Source organism: Pseudorhodoferax sp., from assembly GCF_047601025.1.
Classification (GTDB): Bacteria; Pseudomonadota; Gammaproteobacteria; order Burkholderiales; family Burkholderiaceae_C; genus Pseudorhodoferax.
Window position 1 is genome coordinate 4,798,035 of record NZ_JASGJZ010000001.1, and the last position, 18,446, is coordinate 4,816,480.

At 69.3% G+C, this 18,446-nt stretch carries 17 protein-coding genes and 1 tRNA gene; 11 read left to right on the forward strand and 7 right to left on the reverse strand.

The genetic code is table 11. From position 1 onward, the window contains the following. The first annotated feature begins 7 nt into the window (after positions 1-7). Genes QM782_RS22215 through QM782_RS22240 form a run of 6 tightly spaced genes read left to right on the forward strand, consistent with a single transcriptional unit; the run spans position 8 to position 4,407 of the window. The gene (locus QM782_RS22215; RefSeq protein WP_415205038.1) at positions 8-262 is read left to right on the forward strand and encodes an ATP synthase subunit I; all 255 of its coding nucleotides are present in this window, start codon (positions 8-10) and stop codon (positions 260-262) included. Then, on the forward strand, positions 259-966 hold the full coding sequence (locus tag QM782_RS22220; RefSeq protein ID WP_415205039.1) for a F0F1 ATP synthase subunit A: 708 nt from the start codon (positions 259-261) through the stop codon (positions 964-966). Before QM782_RS22215 ends, QM782_RS22220 begins: the two co-directional genes overlap by 4 nt. Before the next feature lies 1 nt (position 967). Then, positions 968-1,210 carry a F0F1 ATP synthase subunit C gene (locus QM782_RS22225; RefSeq protein WP_415205040.1) on the forward strand — a complete coding sequence of 81 codons (243 nt, stop codon included), beginning with the start codon at positions 968-970 and terminating at the stop codon, positions 1,208-1,210. 15 nt (positions 1,211-1,225) lie between these two features. Further along, complete coding sequence (locus tag QM782_RS22230; RefSeq protein WP_415205041.1) at positions 1,226-1,954, forward strand: F0F1 ATP synthase subunit delta; 729 nt, start codon at positions 1,226-1,228, stop codon at positions 1,952-1,954. Beyond that, entirely contained in the window at positions 1,947-3,566 is a 1,620-nt protein-coding gene (locus tag QM782_RS22235; protein WP_415205042.1) for a F0F1 ATP synthase subunit alpha, read from the forward strand. The genes QM782_RS22230 and QM782_RS22235 overlap by 8 nt, the downstream gene beginning before the upstream one ends. After that, positions 3,559-4,407 (forward strand): F0F1 ATP synthase subunit gamma, encoded by an 849-nt coding sequence (locus QM782_RS22240; protein ID WP_415205043.1) that lies wholly within the window; start codon positions 3,559-3,561, stop codon positions 4,405-4,407. The genes QM782_RS22235 and QM782_RS22240 overlap by 8 nt, the downstream gene beginning before the upstream one ends. Positions 4,408-4,422: 15 nt before the next feature. Here QM782_RS22240 and QM782_RS22245 read toward each other — a convergent pair whose 3' ends face one another. After that, complete coding sequence (locus tag QM782_RS22245; RefSeq protein WP_415205044.1) at positions 4,423-5,304, reverse strand: AraC family transcriptional regulator; 882 nt, start codon at positions 5,302-5,304, stop codon at positions 4,423-4,425. Between the two features lie 98 nt (positions 5,305-5,402). On the opposite strand from QM782_RS22245, the gene QM782_RS22250 reads away from it, so the two are divergent. The 3 genes from QM782_RS22250 (at position 5,403) to QM782_RS22260 (ending at position 8,220) form a co-directional block, all read left to right on the forward strand. After that, positions 5,403-6,155 carry a hypothetical protein gene (locus QM782_RS22250; protein WP_415205045.1) on the forward strand — a complete coding sequence of 251 codons (753 nt, stop codon included), beginning with the start codon at positions 5,403-5,405 and terminating at the stop codon, positions 6,153-6,155. A 184-nt stretch (positions 6,156-6,339) separates the two neighbouring features. After that, positions 6,340-6,669 carry a helix-turn-helix domain-containing protein gene (locus tag QM782_RS22255; protein WP_415205046.1) on the forward strand — a complete coding sequence of 110 codons (330 nt, stop codon included), beginning with the start codon at positions 6,340-6,342 and terminating at the stop codon, positions 6,667-6,669. Between the two features lie 654 nt (positions 6,670-7,323). Beyond that, complete coding sequence (locus tag QM782_RS22260) at positions 7,324-8,220, forward strand: alpha/beta fold hydrolase (protein ID WP_415205047.1); 897 nt, start codon at positions 7,324-7,326, stop codon at positions 8,218-8,220. Between the two features lie 192 nt (positions 8,221-8,412). On the opposite strand, the gene QM782_RS22265 is transcribed toward QM782_RS22260, so the two are convergent. From QM782_RS22265 to ytfE, 5 genes are all read right to left on the reverse strand, one after another. Continuing rightward, the gene (locus QM782_RS22265) at positions 8,413-8,796 is read right to left on the reverse strand and encodes an Arm DNA-binding domain-containing protein (RefSeq protein WP_415205048.1); all 384 of its coding nucleotides are present in this window, start codon (positions 8,794-8,796) and stop codon (positions 8,413-8,415) included. A gap of 134 nt (positions 8,797-8,930) precedes the next feature. Next, positions 8,931-9,004 (reverse strand) — tRNA-Gly (locus QM782_RS22270). Positions 9,005-9,049: 45 nt separating this feature from the next. Further along, complete coding sequence (azu, locus tag QM782_RS22275) at positions 9,050-9,502, reverse strand: azurin (RefSeq protein WP_415205049.1); 453 nt, start codon at positions 9,500-9,502, stop codon at positions 9,050-9,052. 115 nt (positions 9,503-9,617) lie between these two features. Then, complete coding sequence (locus QM782_RS22280) at positions 9,618-11,903, reverse strand: nitric-oxide reductase large subunit (protein WP_415205050.1); 2,286 nt, start codon at positions 11,901-11,903, stop codon at positions 9,618-9,620. 10 nt (positions 11,904-11,913) lie between these two features. After that, on the reverse strand, positions 11,914-12,588 hold the full coding sequence (gene ytfE, locus QM782_RS22285; protein WP_415205051.1) for an iron-sulfur cluster repair protein YtfE: 675 nt from the start codon (positions 12,586-12,588) through the stop codon (positions 11,914-11,916). Between the two features lie 144 nt (positions 12,589-12,732). Here ytfE and norR point away from each other — a divergent pair, with 144 nt between their 5' ends. Then, a complete protein-coding gene (gene norR, locus QM782_RS22290; RefSeq protein ID WP_415205052.1) occupies positions 12,733-14,298 on the forward strand; it encodes a nitric oxide reductase transcriptional regulator NorR in 1,566 nt (521 codons plus the stop codon). Between the two features lie 182 nt (positions 14,299-14,480). Continuing rightward, on the forward strand, positions 14,481-14,882 hold the full coding sequence (locus tag QM782_RS22295; RefSeq protein WP_415205053.1) for a SirB2 family protein: 402 nt from the start codon (positions 14,481-14,483) through the stop codon (positions 14,880-14,882). A 210-nt stretch (positions 14,883-15,092) separates the two neighbouring features. Here the strand turns inward: QM782_RS22295 and QM782_RS22300 are convergent, their stop codons facing one another. After that, entirely contained in the window at positions 15,093-18,401 is a 3,309-nt protein-coding gene (locus QM782_RS22300) for a type I restriction endonuclease subunit R (protein ID WP_415205054.1), read from the reverse strand. Between the last annotated feature and the right edge of the window lie 45 nt (positions 18,402-18,446).

Sequence of the window (18,446 nt, forward strand, 5' to 3'; positions counted from 1 at the left end):
GCCTGCCGTGCTGGCCCTGGTGGCATTTGTTACCGGCTGCGTGATGGGCTTCATCCACTTCCGCACGCTCGGCCGTGCGGCCGATGCCTTCGTCCAGGGCAGGGCTGCACGGGCGCTGCTGCTCCAGTTCGCACGGCTCGCGCTGACGGGCGGCTTCCTCTTCGCCGTGGCGCAGGCCGGCGCGCTGCCGCTGCTGGCCGCCGCCGCCGGCATCCTCGCCGGCCGGGGCCTGGTGATGGCGCGGCACCGGAGGGCGGAATGATGCGCTCGCCGCTGCAGATCGAGCCGCTGTTCCACATCGGTCCGGTGCCGGTCACGCAGCCGGTGGTCGCCACCTGGGCGATCATGGCCGTCCTGACGATCTTCTCGGTGCTGCTGACGCGCCGCCTGGCGCTGCGCCCGGGCCGGGTGCAGGCCGCTGCCGAACTGGTGGCCGGCGCCATCGACAGCCAGATCGCCGACGTGATGCACGCCGACCCCGCGCCCTACCGCGCGCTGGTCGGCACCATCCTGGTCTTCATCCTGGCGGCGAACTGGTCGGGCGCCCTGCCCGGCGTGGAGCCGCCCACCGCCCACCTGGAGACCGACGCCGCGCTGGCGCTGATCGTGCTGGGCGCCACGATCTACCACGGCGTGCGCGCCAACGGCCTGTCCGGCTACCTGCGCAGCTTCGCCGAGCCGAGCTGGGCGATGATCCCGCTGAACCTGGTCGAGCAGCTCACGCGCACCCTGTCGCTGACGGTGCGCCTGTTCGGCAACGTGATGAGCGGCGTGTTCATCATCGGCATCCTGCTGTCGCTGGCCGGCCTGCTGGTGCCGATCCCGCTGATGGCGCTGGATCTGCTGACCGGCGCGATCCAGGCCTACATCTTCGCCATCCTCGCCTGCGTGTTCATCGGCGCCGCGGTGAGCGAGGGCCAGGACGGCCGGCCGGGCGGCGCGCCCGGCAAACCCCAAGGAGCATGACATGACCACGGAACAGATCAGCATTCTGGCGGCGGCGATCGCCGTCTCCTTCGGCGCCATCGGCCCCGCGCTCGGCGAAGGCCGGGCGGTGGCCGCCGCGCTCGACGCCATCGCGCGCCAGCCGGAGTCGGCCGGCACCATCTCGCGCACCCTGTTCGTCGGCCTGGCGATGATCGAGACCATGGCGATCTACTGCCTGGTGATCGCGCTGCTGGTGCTGTTCGCCAACCCCTTCGTCAAGTAGGAGGCCAGGCCCGCCATGCGCATCGACTGGTGGACGCTCGGCCTGCAGACGGTCAACCTGCTGGTGCTGCTGTGGCTCCTGGGGCGCTTCCTGTTCCGCCCGCTGGCGCGCATCGTCGCCGAGCGGCAGCAGGCGGCCAACCGGCTGCTGGACGACGCACAGGCCGAGCGGCAGAAGGCGCAGGCCGCCGCCACGGCCGAGCGCGATGCCGCCGCCGCCGGGCGCGGCGCGCTGATCGAGCAGGCGCGCCAGGACGCCGAGGCCCAGCGCGCCGCGCTGCTGGAGGCCGCGAACGAGGAGGCGCGCCAGTTGCGCGCGCAGGCCGAGGCCGCCATCGAGCACCTGCGCGCCGAGGAGGACCAGCGGATCGGCCGCCGCGCCTCGCTGCTGGCCACCGACATCGCGGCGCGCCTGATGCAGCGGCTGCCCGGCCCGGTGCCGGTGGCGGGCTTCCTGCCCGGGCTGGAGCAGGCGCTGGCCGCGCTGCCCGAGGCGGCGCGCGCTGCGCTCGGCACGCCTGGGCAGCCGGTGGTGCTGCGGCTGGCCGGCGCGCCCGGCGCGGGTGAGCAGGCGCAGTGCGCCGACGCGCTGGCGCGCGCGCTCGGGCGCCGCATCGACTTCACGCTGCAAACCGATCCCGCCCTGATCGCCGGCCTGCGGCTGGAGGCGCCGACCGCCGTCGTCGACAACAACCTGCGCGCGGACGTGGACCGCATCGCCCGCGAGCTGACCGAACATGCATGACGACGCGCAGGACGAGGCCCGCTGGCTCGACGAGAGCCGGCGCAGGCTGGCGACGATCGAGCTCGCGCCCGGCGCCGAGACGCTCGGGCGCGTGGCGCACGTGGCCGACGGCATCGCGCGCATCGCCGGGCTGCCCGACGTGCGGCTCGACGAGCTGCTGCGCTTCGAGGGCGGCCAGACCGGCCTCACGCTCGCGCTGGACCGCGACGCCATCAGCGCGGTGCTGCTCGACGAAGCGGCCGGCGTGGCCGCCGGCGCGCGGGTCTCGGGCACCGGCGAGGTGGTGCGCGTGCCGGTCGGGCCGGGGCTGCTGGGCCGCGTCGTCGATCCGCTGGGCCGGCCGCTGGACGACGGCAGCCCCGTCGCCGCGGCCGAACGCATGCCGGTGGAGCGGCCCGCCCCCGGCATCATCGAGCGCGGGCTGGTCGCCGAGCCGGTCGAGACCGGCGTGCTGGTGGTGGACGCCCTCTTCGCCATCGGCCGCGGCCAGCGCGAGCTGATCATCGGCGACCGCGCCACCGGCAAGACCGCGCTCGCGGTCGAGGCGATCATCAACCAGAAACACTCCGACGTGGTCTGCGTCTACGTCGCGGTGGGCCAGCGCGCGACCGCGGTGGAGCGGGTGATCGAGGCGGTGCGCGCGCACGGCGCGCCCGAGCGCTGCATCTTCGTGGTCGCGCCGGCGGCCTCGGCGCCGGGGCTGCAGTGGATCGCGCCCTTCGCCGGCTTCACCATGGCGGAGTATTTCCGCGACCGCGGCGGGCATGCGCTGGTGGTGGTCGACGACCTGAGCAAGCACGCGGCCACCCACCGCGAGCTGGCGCTGCTGACCCATGAGCCGCCGGGGCGCGAGGCCTTTCCCGGCGACATCTTCTACCTGCACGCGCGGCTGCTGGAGCGGGCCGCGCGGCTGTCCGACGAACGGGGCGGCGGCTCGCTCACCGCGCTGCCGATCGCCGAGACCGACGCCGGCAACCTCTCGGCCTACATCCCGACCAACCTGATCTCCATCACCGACGGCCAGATCGTGCTGGACAGCCGCCTGTTCGCGGCCAACCAGCGCCCGGCCGTGGATGTCGGGCTGTCGGTCAGCCGGGTCGGCGGCAAGGCCCAGCCGGCGGCGCTGCGCCAGGTGTCGGGCCGCATCCGGCTGGACTACGCGCAGTTCCTGGAACTGGAGATGTTCACCCGCTTCGGCGGCATCTCCGACGCGCGGGTCAAGTCGCGCATCACCCGGGGCGAGCGCATCCGGGCCATGCTGGCGCAGCCGCGTTTCGCACGCCTGCGCTTCGCCGACCAGGTGGCGCTGCTGGCCGCGCTGGCCGCGGGCACGCTGGACGCGGTGCCGGCCTCGCGCATCGCGCCGCTGCGGCAACGGGTGGGCGCGGCGGTGGATGCCGGCGCGGCCGACATCGCCGCGCGCGTCGCAGCCGGCCAGCGGCTCGACGACCCGGCGCTCGCCCGCCTCGCGGCGCTGGTCGGCGAACTGGTGGCGGCGCCCGCGCCTGGGCCTGGGCCTGGGCCTGGGCCTGGGCCTGGGCCTGGGCCTGGGCCTGCGGACAACCCTGCCGCGCCTGGCGCGGCCGGTGCGGAGGGCAAGCCGGATGGCTGAGCGCCTGGGCGACGTGGAGGCGCGCATCGGCAGCATCCGGCAGCTGTCGGCCGTCATCACCGCGATGCGCGGCATCGCCGCGGCCCGCCTGCGCGAGGCCCAGGCGCGGCTGGAGGGCGTGCGCGCCTATGCGCAGACGGTCGGCGCCGGCATCGCGCAGGCGCTGGCGCTGCTGCCGGACGGCCTGCCCGACACCGGGCGACCGTCGCAGCGGCACCACCTGCTGATCGCGCTCTGCGCCGAGCAGGGCTTCGCCGGCGGCTTCGACACCCGGGTGCTGGACGCCGTCGCCGCGCGCCGCGACGCCGGCCGCAGCGAACTGATCCTGGTGGGCGACCGCGGCGCGATGGCCGCCGCCGAACGGGGCCTCGCGCCGCAGTCGCTGGTACCGATGGCGGCGCACGTGGATGAGGTGCCGGCACTGGCGGACCGCCTGGTCGGCCGCCTGCTGGACCATGCGCAGGCGCACGAGGCGCTGGAGGTCACGCTGGTGCACGGCGTGCCATCCCCGGCCGGGGGCGCGCAGGTGGTGCACAGCCGGGTCCTGCCCTTCGACTATGCGCGCTTCCCGCCCGCGAACCGCGCCCTGCCGCCGCTCGTCACGCTGCCGCCCGCGCGGCTGCTGGAACAACTCACGCAGGAGTACCTGTTCGCCCAGCTGTGCGAGGCGCTGCTGCTGTCCCACGCGGCCGAGAACGAGGCGCGCATGCGCGCAATGGTGGCGGCGCGCGACAACGTGGAGCGCAAGCTCGGCGAACTGGGCGGCCGCGCGCGGCTGCTGCGGCAGGAAGCGATCACCGACGAGGTGATCGAACTGGCCGCCGGCGCGCAGGCGCAGTAAGGGCGGCGCTGGCGCTCATGCGTCCGGCCTGGCGGCGGTCGTCGCCAGCCAGTCGCGGGGCGACATGCCCACCCTGGCCGCGAATGCGCGCGAAAGCGCCGATGGGTTCGCATAGCCGAGTTCATCGGCCAGGCGCTTGATCGGCTGGCCCGCGCGCAGCCGGCTCTGGGCGAGCGCCATGCGCCAGTCGCCCAGGTAGTCGGCCGGCGTCTGGCCCACCACCTCGCGAAAGGTATTGGCGAACACCGTGCGGGACATACCGGCGCATTCGGCCATGCGCCCAAGCGTCCACGGCTCGCCGGGAGCGTCGTGCATGGCCACCAGCACAAGTGCCAGGCGCGGGTCCGACATGCCCGTGACGAAGCCGGGACGCACACCCGCCTCCCGCGGATGGTCCAGCAGCCAGCGCAGGAGCTGGATCACCACCACCTCGAAGATCCGGTCGGCCAGCAGCCGCTGGCCGCAGCGCACGCGATCGGTTTCCGAGAACAGCAGCTCGAGCGCCAGATCCAGGCCCGACACCCGGGCCAGCGGCAACGCGACCACCGGGGGCAGTGCCCGCGCCAGAGGGTTGTACGCGCCGCCGTCGAAGTCCAGCCGCGCGCAGGTGAAATCGGCCCCGTCCGCGGGAGGGTTGTGGAAGCGGTGCGTGAAGGGGCGCGGATACAGCAGCAGTGCCGGCTCGTCGAAGTGCATCGACTCGGGCACCTCGCGCGCGCCGGGATGGCTCACCGCCAGCCGGCCGCGGCGCAGCACATGCAGATAGCCGTGGCCCTCGCAGGCGTCGAAGTGGCTGAGCCCGCACAGCACGCCGGCGTAATGCAACCGAGCCCGCACCCGGAACCGCTCGAGGATGCCCGAGAGACGGTCGACAGAATGCGCAGCGGGCTCTTGCATATGAACCAATTGGTATGTTTTCCGTATCGATTGACGCAAATCATACGGTTGGCCCACCCATACTGCCCGCATCGACCACTCCTCCGAAAGGGCAGACCATGCACTCGCTGAAGTTCTCCTTCCTCGTCGCCTCGGCATTGGCGGGCCTGGCCGGTGGCGCCGCCGCGCACGACACCGGTCACGGGGGCGGCATCGCCACCAAGGCCAGCCGGGCCGTCAAGGCGCCCTTCGACATCGTCCATACCCGGATCTCGACCGAAGGCAACGTCGCCGTCTTCCACATGGCCGTGTCCGGCAAGGCCGGTGCCAGCCGTCCCGCCAGGTCCGGCAGACTCGCCGGCAGCTCGGTGTTCTCGTACGTCTGGCCGACCGGCCTGGACCCGTCGGTGGTCGGCTTCGCGCCGAAAGCCGGCATCCTGGCGTTCGCCGTCACCGCCCACCCCGACTTCGACGACACGCCGCTGTTCGACGAGAACGGCGATGGAAAGCTCGACAACGACGGCGGCCTCTGGCATTCGCACTGGGTTGTCCTGCAGCCCGACGCGGCCTGCGGCAAAGACGCCCTGAAGGTGGTGGACATTCCCGAAGGCACGAAACCCCGCGTACCCAAGACCTGGCCGGGCCTTCCCCTCCTGATCGACAGCCCGGGCTGGACGCCGACGTTCAAGGGCGGGACCGTCGAGGTGCGCGTGCCGTTCGACGACATCGGCGTCATCGAGGCAGGCGCCTTCGACGGCGTGACGGCCGCCCTGCGCGTCAACGCCAGCGTGCACGCCCCGCTGCTGTGCGTCGCCAACGTCTTCAAGGTCGCGTCGGGCGACCTGTCGCTACCCGGCAAGGTCGGCCCGTAGGGAGTGCACGCGGACCGCCTTCGGCGTGCAAGGCAACGGCCCCTGGACGCCTGGCAACGCACCCGCCCACCGGGATGGATGGGCTGGAAAACGTACCCGCTCGGCGTGGCTGCTGGTGAACTTCCCTGGATAATGGTTTCTTTCAGACCTTTAAAATGCGCTGAGTGATCCGATTGGAGTGCTTATGCCGGAGTTTCCCGCCCCCATGCCCGTTGAACGGGCCATTCGGAAGCTCGGTGGCGACATTTCCCTGGCGCGTCGGCGCCGCCGCATCTCCCAAGCCTCTTTGGCCGAGCGCATGGGGGCCTCCTTGTCCACCGTGCGTCGGATGGAGAAGGGTGATCCGCGCATCCCCATTCATTTCTTCGCCCGCGCACTGCACGTTTTCGGCGAAATCCAGGCGCTGGAGCACCTGCTGGACACGCCCAACGATGAAATCGGCCTTGCGCTGATGGACGAGCGTTTGCCCAAGCGTGTGCGCAGCAAGTCCGGCGGTGCATCGGGAGCCCTGTGATGGCAAGTCGACGGCAGGTTCAGGCCTGCCTCGGAAAAGCGGGCCTGCCGCTGGGCTCGCTCGTGTACATGAAGCAGGGCCGGCGTGAGAACTGTGCGCCTGTGGCGGCTGCCGCCGGCGTTCGACATCAACCCGTTCCCGGACAAGGACCGGGAGTCCAAGACCTGGCTGTCCGATCAGGACGGCCCCATCACCGACGTGCGGATGCTGTGCGCCTTACTTCGCGCTCGACAAGGCGCAGGCACGGGCTGTGCTGGGCGAGGTGCATGCTGCGGTAGCGAACTGGCGCAGGGTGGCACTGAGCGCAGAGGTTGGGCTGCTTGCGGCTGATCTGGACGATTTCGCGCCGGCCTTCGAGCACGAGCAAATGGAGGCCGCTGCCGCGTTACTTGGGCTGTCGTGCATTGGCTGCCGTGTTTGACCTGATTTGCCGGCGGCTGGCTTGCTGAAGAGGCGCAAGCTGAGCAACGCGGTGGCCAGCCACGATGGAGGGGCATTGCCGGCAGGGCCGAGCACGCGATCGCCTTTGCGCTTGCCGACGCCAGGGCAATCCACGACACGGATGCCGCGAGGACGGCCACCGAAGCAAAATGGCCGCCGAGCGCGGTGCCCGTTGCGTGATGACGCAGGGTTTCTTTTCAAGGCGATACCCGAGTGAACACTCCCTTCTTTTCCCATTTCCGCGTCGTCGATCTTCCACTGAAGGTCTCAACAGTACACGCAGAAGTGGGCGGCAATGGCCCGCCGGTCCTACTGCTGCACGGCTACCCGCAGACGCACGTCGCCTGGCACCGCATCGCCAGCGACCTAGCTCGCGAGTTCACGGTTGTCGCTCCCGATCTGCGCGGCTACGGCGACAGTGTCGGCCCGAAGGGCGGAGAGCGGCATGTTCAGTACAGCAAGCGCGCCATGGCGCTCGACGCGCTCGCGCTGATGAAGTCACTGGGCTTCGAGAATTTCGCCGTCATCGGGCACGATCGCGGCGGTCGTGTGGGTTATCGCATGGCCCTGGATCATCCAGGAGCGGTGCGCTGCTTCAGCTCGCTCACAGTCATTCCGACCAGTGACATGTGGGAGCGCGCCGGAATGGCTTTCGGGCTGAAGGCCTATCACTGGTATCTCTTCGCCCAACCCTTTGACTTGCCGGAGCGCCTCCTTGCTGCCGATCCTGCTTACTTCCTGCGCTGGACTCTGCAGGGGATGACGAAGAGTGCAGATGCCGTCAGTCCGCTTGCGCTGGCCGAGTACGACCGTGCTTTCGCACGTGCATCGGTGCGGCATGCCATGCTGGAGGACTATCGTGCAGCTGCTGACATCGACCTTGAGCACGACCGTCTCGACATCGCTTCAGGCCGCCGCTTGCAGTGTCCCGTGCAAGTACTGTGGAGCGAAGGTCAGACTGCGCAGCCAAACCCCCTGGAGACCTGGCGAAAGTGGGCTGACCAGCCTGAAGGTGGAACCGTTCTTGCAGGCCATCTTCTCGCGGAAGAAGCTCCGGCAGAAGTGCTGGCATGGATTCTTCCTTTCCTGCGGCGGAATATGCCTCGCTGATGGGCGGCAGCGCCATTGCGCGGTGGATCTCCTCGACGGTCAGACCGCGAGCGGCGCTTTCGGAGGAGTGCGCGAGAAGCAGAAGCTCGTCCGCCTGACCCGGGAGCCCGCGTCCGAGTCAGACCTCCCCTCGAACGCTGCCATCGGCAGGATGCCGAAGCAGGCGCCGTTCTCTCTAGGCCGTCAATCCGGTCATCCCCAGGTTCCTATTCTTTGCGGCCTGAAGCCGCCCTGTGCCCCACGATCAAGCCATTGCTGAACACAGGAACGGCGCGATGCTGGCAACCACTTTTCGTGCACAGCCACGAAGGTGTGCTCGCCAGCCAGGACGATGGCGTGGCGCTTGCGCTTGCATTCCGACTGCGGGGTGAGGCCTTTGGCAAGCTGCGTCCGCGCCTCGTCGCGCAGATCGCGGGCCTGTTTCAGCGAGAGGGCCGGATCGCCGCCAAAGGTGAAGCGCTCGCGCTTGCCCAGCCAGGAGCAGCGGAAGTGCCACACCTTGCTGCCGATTCGTCCAACCTCGGCTCCTCCAGCAACAATGCGGCCTGGGGAACCTCGTACATTGTTTTGGGCCACTTTTGTACCAGTTTGATCTGGCTGTCGGTGGCTTTCGCTGTACGCAGTAGATCAAGGCATGCTGAAAAACCTCAATCCTGACAACTGCTTACGACACTCCTTGGCGCTCGGTGGCACTCCCTGGATTGTCGAAGTGGAGCGGGTGAAGGGAATCGAACCCTCGTATGAAGCTTGGGAAGCTGCCGTTCTACCATTGAACTACACCCGCAGCGGACGCGGATTCTAACCATGCCCGCACCGCCCTGGAGACGGCTTACTTGGTGACCGTGAACGTGCCCTTCATCAGGCCGACGTGGCCCGGGAAGGAGCAGAAGAAGCTGTAGGCCTCGCCGGCCTTGAGCTTGCTGCCGTCGAAGCTGACGGTGTCGCTCTCGCCGCCGCCGATCAGCTTGGTGGCGGCCAGCACGCGCGCGTCGCCGGCCTTCAGGTAGCCGGCGGCGGGGCCGGCCGGGATGCCGTCGTTGGCCACGGGCTGCATGTCGGCCGTCTTGGTCAGCACCCAGTTGTGGCCCATCGAGGCCTTGGGCAGCTTGCCGGTGTGCGTCAGCTTCACCGTGATCTTCTTGCAGCTGGCCGGCACGCTGAGGCTGTCCTTGTTGAACTTCATCGCGTCGTTGCCTTCGATTTCCAGGTCGCAGGGGCCGGCGGCGAAGGCCGAACCGGCGGCGAACAGGGAGGCGACGATGACGAGAGGTGCGAATCGCATGGAATGTCCTTGCAGGGGTTGAGAAGAAACGTGTTTGCTGGCAAGGCCGCAGGCCGGCCGCGAAAGCAATCGAGGATATCGTGCTCCGCGGCCGGCCCGCTGGCAATGACCTGCGTCAAGAAACGCGGACCCTGGCTGGCGCGGCGAGGCCCCCTGCCCGCGCGCCGCGCCCGGCCAGGCCCAGCACCACCTGCAGCGCTATCGCGACCGCGCCGGCGATGAACACCACGTCGCCGAAGGTGCGCACCCAGCGCAGGGTCTGCAGCAGCGGCTGCTGCATGAAGGCCTCGCTGCGCGCCCACCACAGTCCCTGGCTCACGCTGGCGTGGAACTGGATGAAGCCGATCGGCAGCAGGCTGGTCGCGATCATCAGCACCAGGCCGGCGTTCAGGCCCCAGAACGCGGTCTTCATCAGCGGCTCGCTGAACGCGACCTGTGGCCGGATGTAGCGCAGCACCAGCAGCGTGAAGCCCAGCGCCAGGAAGCCGTAGACGCCGAACAGGGCCGCATGCGCGTGCACCGGCGTGGTGTTGAGCCCCTGCACGTAGTACAGCGAGATCGGCGGGTTGATCATGAAGCCGAACACGCCGGCGCCCAGCATGTTCCAGAACGCCACCGCGACGAAGCTGAGCAGCGGCCACTTCAGGTCGGCCATCCACGGCGCGCGCGCCTTCAGGCGCCAGTTCTCCCAGGCCTCGTGGCCCAGTACGATCAGCGGCACCACTTCCAGCGCGCTGAACGAGGCGCCCACGGCCATGACCGGCGTGGTGGTGCCCGCGAAATACAGGTGGTGGAAGGTGCCGGGGATGCCGCCCAGCAGGAACAGCGAGGCCGAGGCCAGGCTGGCGGTGGTGGCCATGCTGCGCGAGACCAGGCCCATGCTGCTGAACACGAAGGCCAGCGCCGTGGTGGCGAACACCTCGAAGAAGCCCTCCACCCACAGGTGCACCACCCACCAGCGCCAGTACTCCATCACCGACAGGCTGGTGCGCTCGCCGTAGAACAGCCCGGCGCCGTAGAACAGGCCGATGGCGCCGACCGAGGCCGTGAGCAGCGCCAGCAGGTTCTTGTCCTCGCCGTTGCGGGCGAACAGCGCCGGCAGCACGCCGCGCAGCATCAGCACCAGCCACAGCAGGATGCCGACCCACTTGAGGATCTGCCAGAGGCGGCCCAGGTCCACGTACTCGTAGCCCTGGTGGCCGAGCCAGAAGCTCCACTCGGCCGGCATCTTCTGCGCGATCGCCAGGTAGTTGCCGACGAAGGAGCCGACGCAGACGAAGACCAGCGCCCAGAACAGCACGTCCACGCCCAGCTTCTGGAACTTCGGGTCCTTGCCGCCGTTGATGACCGGCGCCAGGAACAGGCCCACGGCCAGGAAGCCGGTGGCGATCCAGAACAGCGCGGACTGGATGTGCCAGGTGCGCGTGAGCGCGTACGGGAACCACTGCGACACGTCGACGCCGTAGAAGCCCTGCCCCTCCAGCGTGTAGTGCGCGGTGAAACCGCCGATGAACACCTGGAACACGAACAGCGCCACCACCAGGAACAGGTACTTGCCCAGCGCGCGCTGCGACGGCGTCAGCGCGAAGCTGGCCAGCGGGTCGCGCGCCGGCGCCGCCGGCAGCGGCTCCTCGTGGTTGCGCAGGAAGGCCCAGCCCCACACCAGGAAGCCGATGCCGGCCAGCAGGATCACCACGCTGGCGATCGACCAGACCACGTTCTCCCCGCTCGGCACGTTGCCGACCAGCGGCTCGTGCGGCCAGTTGTTGGTGTAGGTCACGTGCGAGCCGGGCCGCTCGGTGGCGGCGGCCCAGGCGGTCCAGAAGAAGAACCGGCCGAGCGCCTGGCGCCGCTCGGCGCTGGGCAGCGTGTCTTCCTTCATCGCGAAGCTTTCGCGGCTCTTGCGCAGCGCGGGCGCGTCGGAGAACAGCTGGTCGTAGTAGGCCGCCGTCTGCGCCATGGCCCGGGCGCGGCGCGCGCTGACGACCAGCGTGCCGCCGTCGTCCACGCGGTTGCCGCGGTACTCGGCCTGCAGCGCCGCGCGCAGCGCGCCCTGCTCGGCCGCGTCCAGCGCGGCGTAGGGCCGGCCGTGGCGCTCCTGGGCGCCCTGCTCCAGCCAGGCGGTCAGCTCGCGGTGCAGCCAGTCGGCGCTCCAGTCCGGCGCCTGGTAAGCGCCGTGGCCCCAGACCGAACCCAGCTGCATGCCGCCGACGGACTGCCAGGCGGTCTGGCCGTCCAGGATCTGCTCGCCGGTGAACAGCGTCGTGCCGCCGGCCGTGGCCACCTTGGCCGGCAGCGGCGGCGCCTGGCGGTAGACCTCGGCGCCGAAGTACCCCAGCAGCGAGAACATCACAAGGCACACGCCGATCAGCGCGAACCAGTGCTTGCGGTAAGCCCCCATGGCGCGCCCCTCAATGCACCACTGCCGGCGCGAAGCGCTCGAACAGGATGTTGTTCTCGGTGTGGATGTGCTGCATCAGGTCGGCACGGAAGGTCGCCAGCCCGGTGTACAGCGCGCGCCAGGTGGTGCAGGCGCCGCGCGGCGGCGTGATGTCGTCGGTCAGCTCGGCCAGGCGGCGCAGCTCGGCGCCGTGCTCGTCGTGCTCGGCGCGCATCACGCCGATCGGCATGCCGGCCATGCGGCCCTGGCCGCGCGCGATCAGCGGGAACAGCACCTGCTCCTCCTTGCGCATGTGGCTCTCCAGCGCCTGCGCCATGGCCTCCAGGTGGTCGGCCAGGCCGTGCGGGCAGTCCGGCCGCTCGCCGTGCACCCGCTCGACCTTGCGCGCCAGGCGGATCAGCTCGGGCAGCTGCTCGCGGTGCACCGCGTGGTAGCGCGCCAGGATGTGGTTCACCAGCGCGATGTCGCTGGCCTCGCTCCAGTCCTGCTCGGCCGCGTCGGCGCGCTGCTGCAGCGCCTGCAGCTCGGCCGCCAGCGGCGCGGCATCCACGCCGGCCTGGTCGGCGGCGGTGCGCAGCGTGCGGTTGCCGGCGCAGCAGAAGTCCAGCCGGTGCTGGTCGAACAGGCGTGTGGCGCCCGGGATGCAGCGGGCCAGCTGGCCGAGCGATTGGTCCATCAGTTCCATCGGTTGCTCCTTGTGTGGCGTTGGATGCATGGCCTTTCGCATGCGGCGTGCCTGGAAAAAACCATTTCCTTTCATCGGGTTGCGAATTAGATGGTAGATTCAACCCAGTCCAGCAAGGGTAATTTGAACCATCTAAGGGTAGATATGACCCTCATCGACCTGCACCAGCTGCTGCTGGCCGACCTCGGCGCGGACCTGCCGGCGGCGGTGCGCCAGCAGCGCCTGGTCGGCGTGCTGCGCCGGCATTTCGGCTGCGGCGCCGTGGCGCTGCTGCGGCTGGAGGCCGACGGCGAGCATCTGCGCCCGGTGGCCGTGGACGGCCTGTCCAGCGACGCCCTGGGCCGGCGCTTCGCGGTCAGGGAGCACCCGCGGCTGGCGGCGATCCTGCAGCGCCGCGAGGTCACGCGCTTCCACCATGACAGCGGCCTGCCCGACCCCTACGACGGCCTGGTGGTCGAGCGCCCCGGCGAACCGCTGGACGTGCACGACTGCATGGGCGCGCCGCTGGACGTGGAAGGCCAGCGCTGGGGCGTGCTGACGCTGGACGCGCTGGCCGTCGGCACCTTCGGCGCGCAGGCGCGGCGCGACCTGCAGCAGCTCCTGCCGCTGGCCGAGGCGGCCGTGCGCGTGACGCGGCTGGAGGCCGAGCTGCGCGCCGTGCGCCAGTCCGCCACGCCGCTGCTGGCCGCCGGCGGCGCGCGCGAGGACAGCGAGATCCTCGGCCAGAGCGAGGCCATCGCCCGGCTGCTGCACGAGCTGCAGGTGGTCGCCGATTCCGAGCTGCCGGTGCTGCTGCTGGGCGAGACCGGCGTCGGCAAGGAGCTGTTCGCGCACCGGCTGCACCGCCTGTCGCGCCGCGCGGCCAAGCCCATCGTGCACGTGAACTGCGCCGCGCTGCCCGAATCCCTGGCCGAGAGCGAACTGTTCGGCCACGTCCGGGGCGCGTTCTCCGGCGCCGTGGGCGAGCGCGCCGGCCGCATCGAGGCGGCCGAGGGCGGCACGCTGTTCCTGGACGAGGTCGGCGAGCTGCCGCTATCCATCCAGGCCAAGCTGCTGCGCACGCTGCAGAACGGCGAGATCCAGCGCCTGGGCGCGGACCGCCCGCGCAAGGTCGACGTGCGCGTGATCGCCGCCACCAACCGCAGCCTGCAGGAGCAGGTGCGCGACGGCGCCTTCCGCGCCGACCTGTACCACCGGCTGTCGGTCTACCCCATCCCGATCCCGCCGCTGCGCGAGCGCGGGCAGGACGTGCTGCTGCTGGCCGGCCGCTTCCTGGAGCTGAACCGCGCCCGCCTCGGCTTGCGCAGCCTGCGTCTGTCACCGGAGGCCCAGCACGCGCTGCTCGCCTACCCCTGGCCCGGCAACGTGCGCGAGCTGGAGCATGTGCTCAGCCGCGCCGCCCTCAAGGCCGTCAGCCGCGGCGCGCGGCGCGAGGACATCGTCACGCTGGACGCCGGGCTGCTGGACCTGGAACTGCTGGCACGCCCGCCCCTCCCGGCGACACCCGCCGGCGACGCGCCGGCGCGCGAGGCCCCGCCGGCGACGGACCGGCCCCTGCGCGCCATCGTCGACGAGGCGCAGCGCCAGGCCATTCGCCAGGCGCTGGAGCGCCACGGCCAGCGCTGGGCCCTGGCCGCCCGCGCGCTCGACGTGGACCCCAGCAACCTGCACAAGCTGGCGCGGCGGCTCGGGCTCAAGGGCGAGGCGTAGTTCCGCCGTTCGGCCGGAACACACCGCCCTGCCCCGGCGCTACCTTCGCCCTGCGCCTGCTGCACACTGGCGCATGCTGCGGGGCCCGCGCACCGACGACGAACAGGGCTGCGGCGAACCCTTCGGCTCCGCGAATTGCAGATGAACCCGAACCCACGACGCCACGCGGAAGGATGTACACGATGCTGGCCGAGCACTACCCCCTGATCAAGTTCCTGCATGTGCTGCTGGCCATGGCCAGCGGCAGCCTATTCGCCGCGCGCGGCCTGGGTGTTCTGCTGGGCGCCGCCATGCCGCTGTCGCCGCCGGTGCGCAAGCTCGCCATCGCCGTGGACAGCGCGCTGCTGCTGGCCGCGCTGGGGCTGCTGGGTGCGCTGCAGTTCGCCCCGCTCGACCAGGCCTGGCTACAGGTCAAGCTCGTGCTGCTGGTCGCCTACATCGTGCTGGGGACACTGGCGCTGCGGCGGGCCCGCAAGCCGGGCTGGCGGCTGGTGGCTTACGTGGCGTCGCTGCTGTGCTTTGGGACCATGCTGACGGTGGCGGTGCGGCATGATCCATTGGGGTGGGTTGGGCTGCTTGTGTAGGTTGAATGCCCACTTCTGTTTAGGGTTGTGGGATACCTGCCCGGCAAGCCACAGGTCGTGGGTGAGGCACGACTTGAGGGCAGGTGTCGAGCGGTTTAGTCCTCAGGCTGAGAACAGCCACTCGAAACCTGTGTCTCAAATGACCGGTGTGGCCGAGACCAGGCGCTCGATGGCGCAGCAAGGCCCCCGCTTCCGACACTCGGCGCTGGGTCAGTGGTAAACCGTCGCGCTGCTTCCGCCCGAGGCAGTGAAGATGTGCGCGAACACAGCGCCGGCCTTCATGTTGATCTCATCCGCGTCGTAAGCACCGTCGGGCAGGTTGGCCCATAGGTGCCTGATGATCTCAGCCTTCACCTGCGCCTGGGCGGCGGCCTTCTCACGCCAATGGTCGATCCGCAGCTTGCCGCCAATCAGCGTATCCAGCAAATCCTTGGCCACCTTCTTGATCTTGTCGCGGTCGCCCTTGGTCAGGCTGTCTTTCTGCAGCAAGTCGAAGACGGCCAATTGGGCGTCGTTGTCCAGCCCTTCGCGCAGGTAGCGCTTCTCTTCGTCGTTGAGCTTGTCGTTCAGCGCGAACAGGTCGTCCATGACCTTCTGCACTTCGGTGGCGTCCTTGTCGCGGTTGTACTCGGCGACGATCTTTTGATAGCGCTCGTACAGGTCCACCCGCGTCGGGTTGACGGCCACCATGGCGGCTAGGCGCTGCGCCAGTTGCTCCTGCAGATTGAGCACCGCCACGGCCTTGTGTGGCGTCTTCTCGAACTCGGCGCGCAGCCGGGCGAAGTCGATCTTCGACAGGTCGTAGCGCGGAACTTGGCTGTTGACCCCAAGCGCCGGCAACTGGTCATCGGTGGTCAGAGCGGTGTCCACTACCTCGTAGAGCGACTGCAACAGGGCGCTGATATTGGGGGTCGTGCGGGCGTCTTGCAGCTTGTTGTAAATGGCTGCCAGGGCGCCTTCCACAGCGTCGTGTTCGAACAGGCCCGGATTGGGGAACAAGGCTCGATAGCGCGACTGGATGTCGTCCACGTAAACCTCATAGGTCTTGCGGTGCTCGACGTTGATCGCCAGCGCGTTGACGGCATCCAGCAGCAGGCCTTGCTTGGTAAAGCCCTTGGCCTCGATCACCGCGTCCAGGTCAACACCCAGGCCCTCCAGGTAGCGGCGCGCCTGCAGCAGGCTGCCAGCGTACTCGGCTAGGGCCACGGTGTCGTCGCGCACCGTGTCCTCTTCGCCCTCACCCTTGCCTGTGCCCTTTCGGTCGCCCTGCGCAAAGGTGGACAGGGCCTTGCGCAGGCTCTTGAGCATGCCATTGTAGTCGATCACTAGGCCGTGCTTCTTGCCCCCGCCCACCCGGTTCACCCGCGCGATGGCCTGCATCAGCGTGTGGCCCTGCATGGGCTTGTCCAGGTACATCGTGGCCAGGCATTTCACGTCGAAGCCGGTCAGCCACATGGCGCAGACGATGGCCACGCGGAAGGGGTTCTCGGCCTTCTTGAATTCCTCTTCCAGGTTGCGCTTGACCATCCTCTCGCGGTGCGGCGTGATGTCCAGCTTGTCGCCGCGGTGATTGGTCCACTTCTGGAACTCGGCCACCTCGCCCTGTTCCTGGGACACCACCACACAGATCTCAGTGGTTCGCATCCAGTCCACATGCGCGCGGCGCGTCTTCAGCAACTCAGTCGGGGGCTTTCCCTTGGCGGCGAATAGCGCCTCCTCATGCGCCACCTGGGCGTCCAGCGCGTCGGCCTTGGCAGCCCACTTCTCCGCGATCAGGTCGTACAGCTTCACGCAGGTGATCTTGTCCAGGCACACCACCAGCGACTTGCTGCCGCCCTTGGCCACCACTCGCCAGCGCTGGTGAAAGTGGTCCACGAAGTCAGCTGCCACCTTGTCCAACCGGGTCGGTGCCGTCAGGATCGGGTACTCACTGGCCAAGGCGCGGTACAGCTTGTCTTCCTTCTCGTCCGTCCACGGGTCGTCGGCCGTGGCGCTGAGCTTGGCCGCCTCGATGTGCTGCACGATGCGCTCGCTGACGGCGGGGTCAATGATCTTCAGTTTCTCGCCTCGGTTCTCGTAGAACAGCGGCAGCGTGGCGCCATCGGCCACCGCGCGTTTGAAGTCGTAGATCGACACATAGTCACCGAACACCTGGCGGGTCAATTGCTTTTCGCTGTCGTCGATCAGCGGTGTGCCGGTGAAGCCCAGGAACTTGGCCCGCGGCAGGCCCTTGCGCATGTTCAGCGCCAGGCGCCCGTACTGGCTGCGGTGCGCCTCGTCGGACAGCACGATGATGTCCTCGCGCTCGGAATAGGGCTCGGTCACCCGCTCGCGGTACTTCTGCACCAGGCCGAACACATAGCTGCGGTTCTGCTCGCGCAGCATGCGCCGCAGCGCGTCGCTGCTCTTGGCCTGATCGGCCTTGGCACTGGCCCGGCCGGTGGTGGTATAGGTGCCGGCGATCTGGTTGTCCAGCTCGGCCCGGTCGGTCACCACCACGAAGGTGTAGCTGGCCGACAGCTTGCGCCGCACCTTCTCGGTCAGGAACACCATCGAGTACGACTTGCCCGAACCCTGCGTGTGCCAGAACACGCCCAGTTGGCCTGCAGCCACCTCGGCTTTCACCGTCGCATCTTTGGACGTCAGGCGATCGATCACCCGGTTCACGCCCAGGTACTGGTGGTTGCGCGCCACGATCTTCTGCACACCGTCCTCGGTGGCGTCGAACAGCACGAAGTTCTCCACGATGTCCAGTAGCCGTCGCTGGTCCAGCATGCCCTGCAGCAGCAAGGGCAGCAGCGGCTGCGCCGGGCCCGGCTCGGGGTCGTCCTCGTCCAGGCGCTTCCAGCGGTAGAAGTGGTCCTTCGTGGCCGTGATTGAGCCGTATTGCGCGTCGTGGCCGTTGCTGATCACCACCAGCGCGTTCCAGTGGAACAGGTGTGGGATGGTGTCCAGGTAGTCGGCATAGTTCTGCTTGTAGGCGCTATCCACATGCACCTCGAAGCGCTTGAGCTCGACGAACACCAGCGGCAGGCCATTGACGTAGCCGATCAGGTCAGGCCGGCGCAAATGCAGCGGGCCGCGCACCCACAGTTCGCGCACTGCCAAAAAGCGGTTGCGCTCGGGCTTGTCGAAGTCGATCAGCCGCAGACGCTTTTCGACCAGCTGGCCGGCAGACTTGCCCGTGGTGTCGCGGAACCTCACCAGTACGCCATCGCGCAGCAGCCGGTACTTGTCCTGGTTCATCTGCACCGGGGTCTTGGTGCTGTCGTTCTGCACCACGGCCTCCAGTGCCTGGGCGTAGGCGGTATCGGGCAGGTCAGGGTTCAGGCGCCGCAGCGCAGCCAAAACGTCGCGCGTCAGCACCACCTGGGTGTCGGCGGTGCGGCCCAGCAGGCCATCGGCCACCAGCGGGCCTTCATCCTGCGCCATCACGCTGTCCCAGCCCAGCTCCTTGTGCAGGAACTCGGCGGTCGGCGCCTGGATCAGCGCGTCTTCGGAATACTCGCTCTTGCCCATTGGCTCCTCCTGGTCTTTGTGGTTCGGTGCTTGGTTACTCGCCCG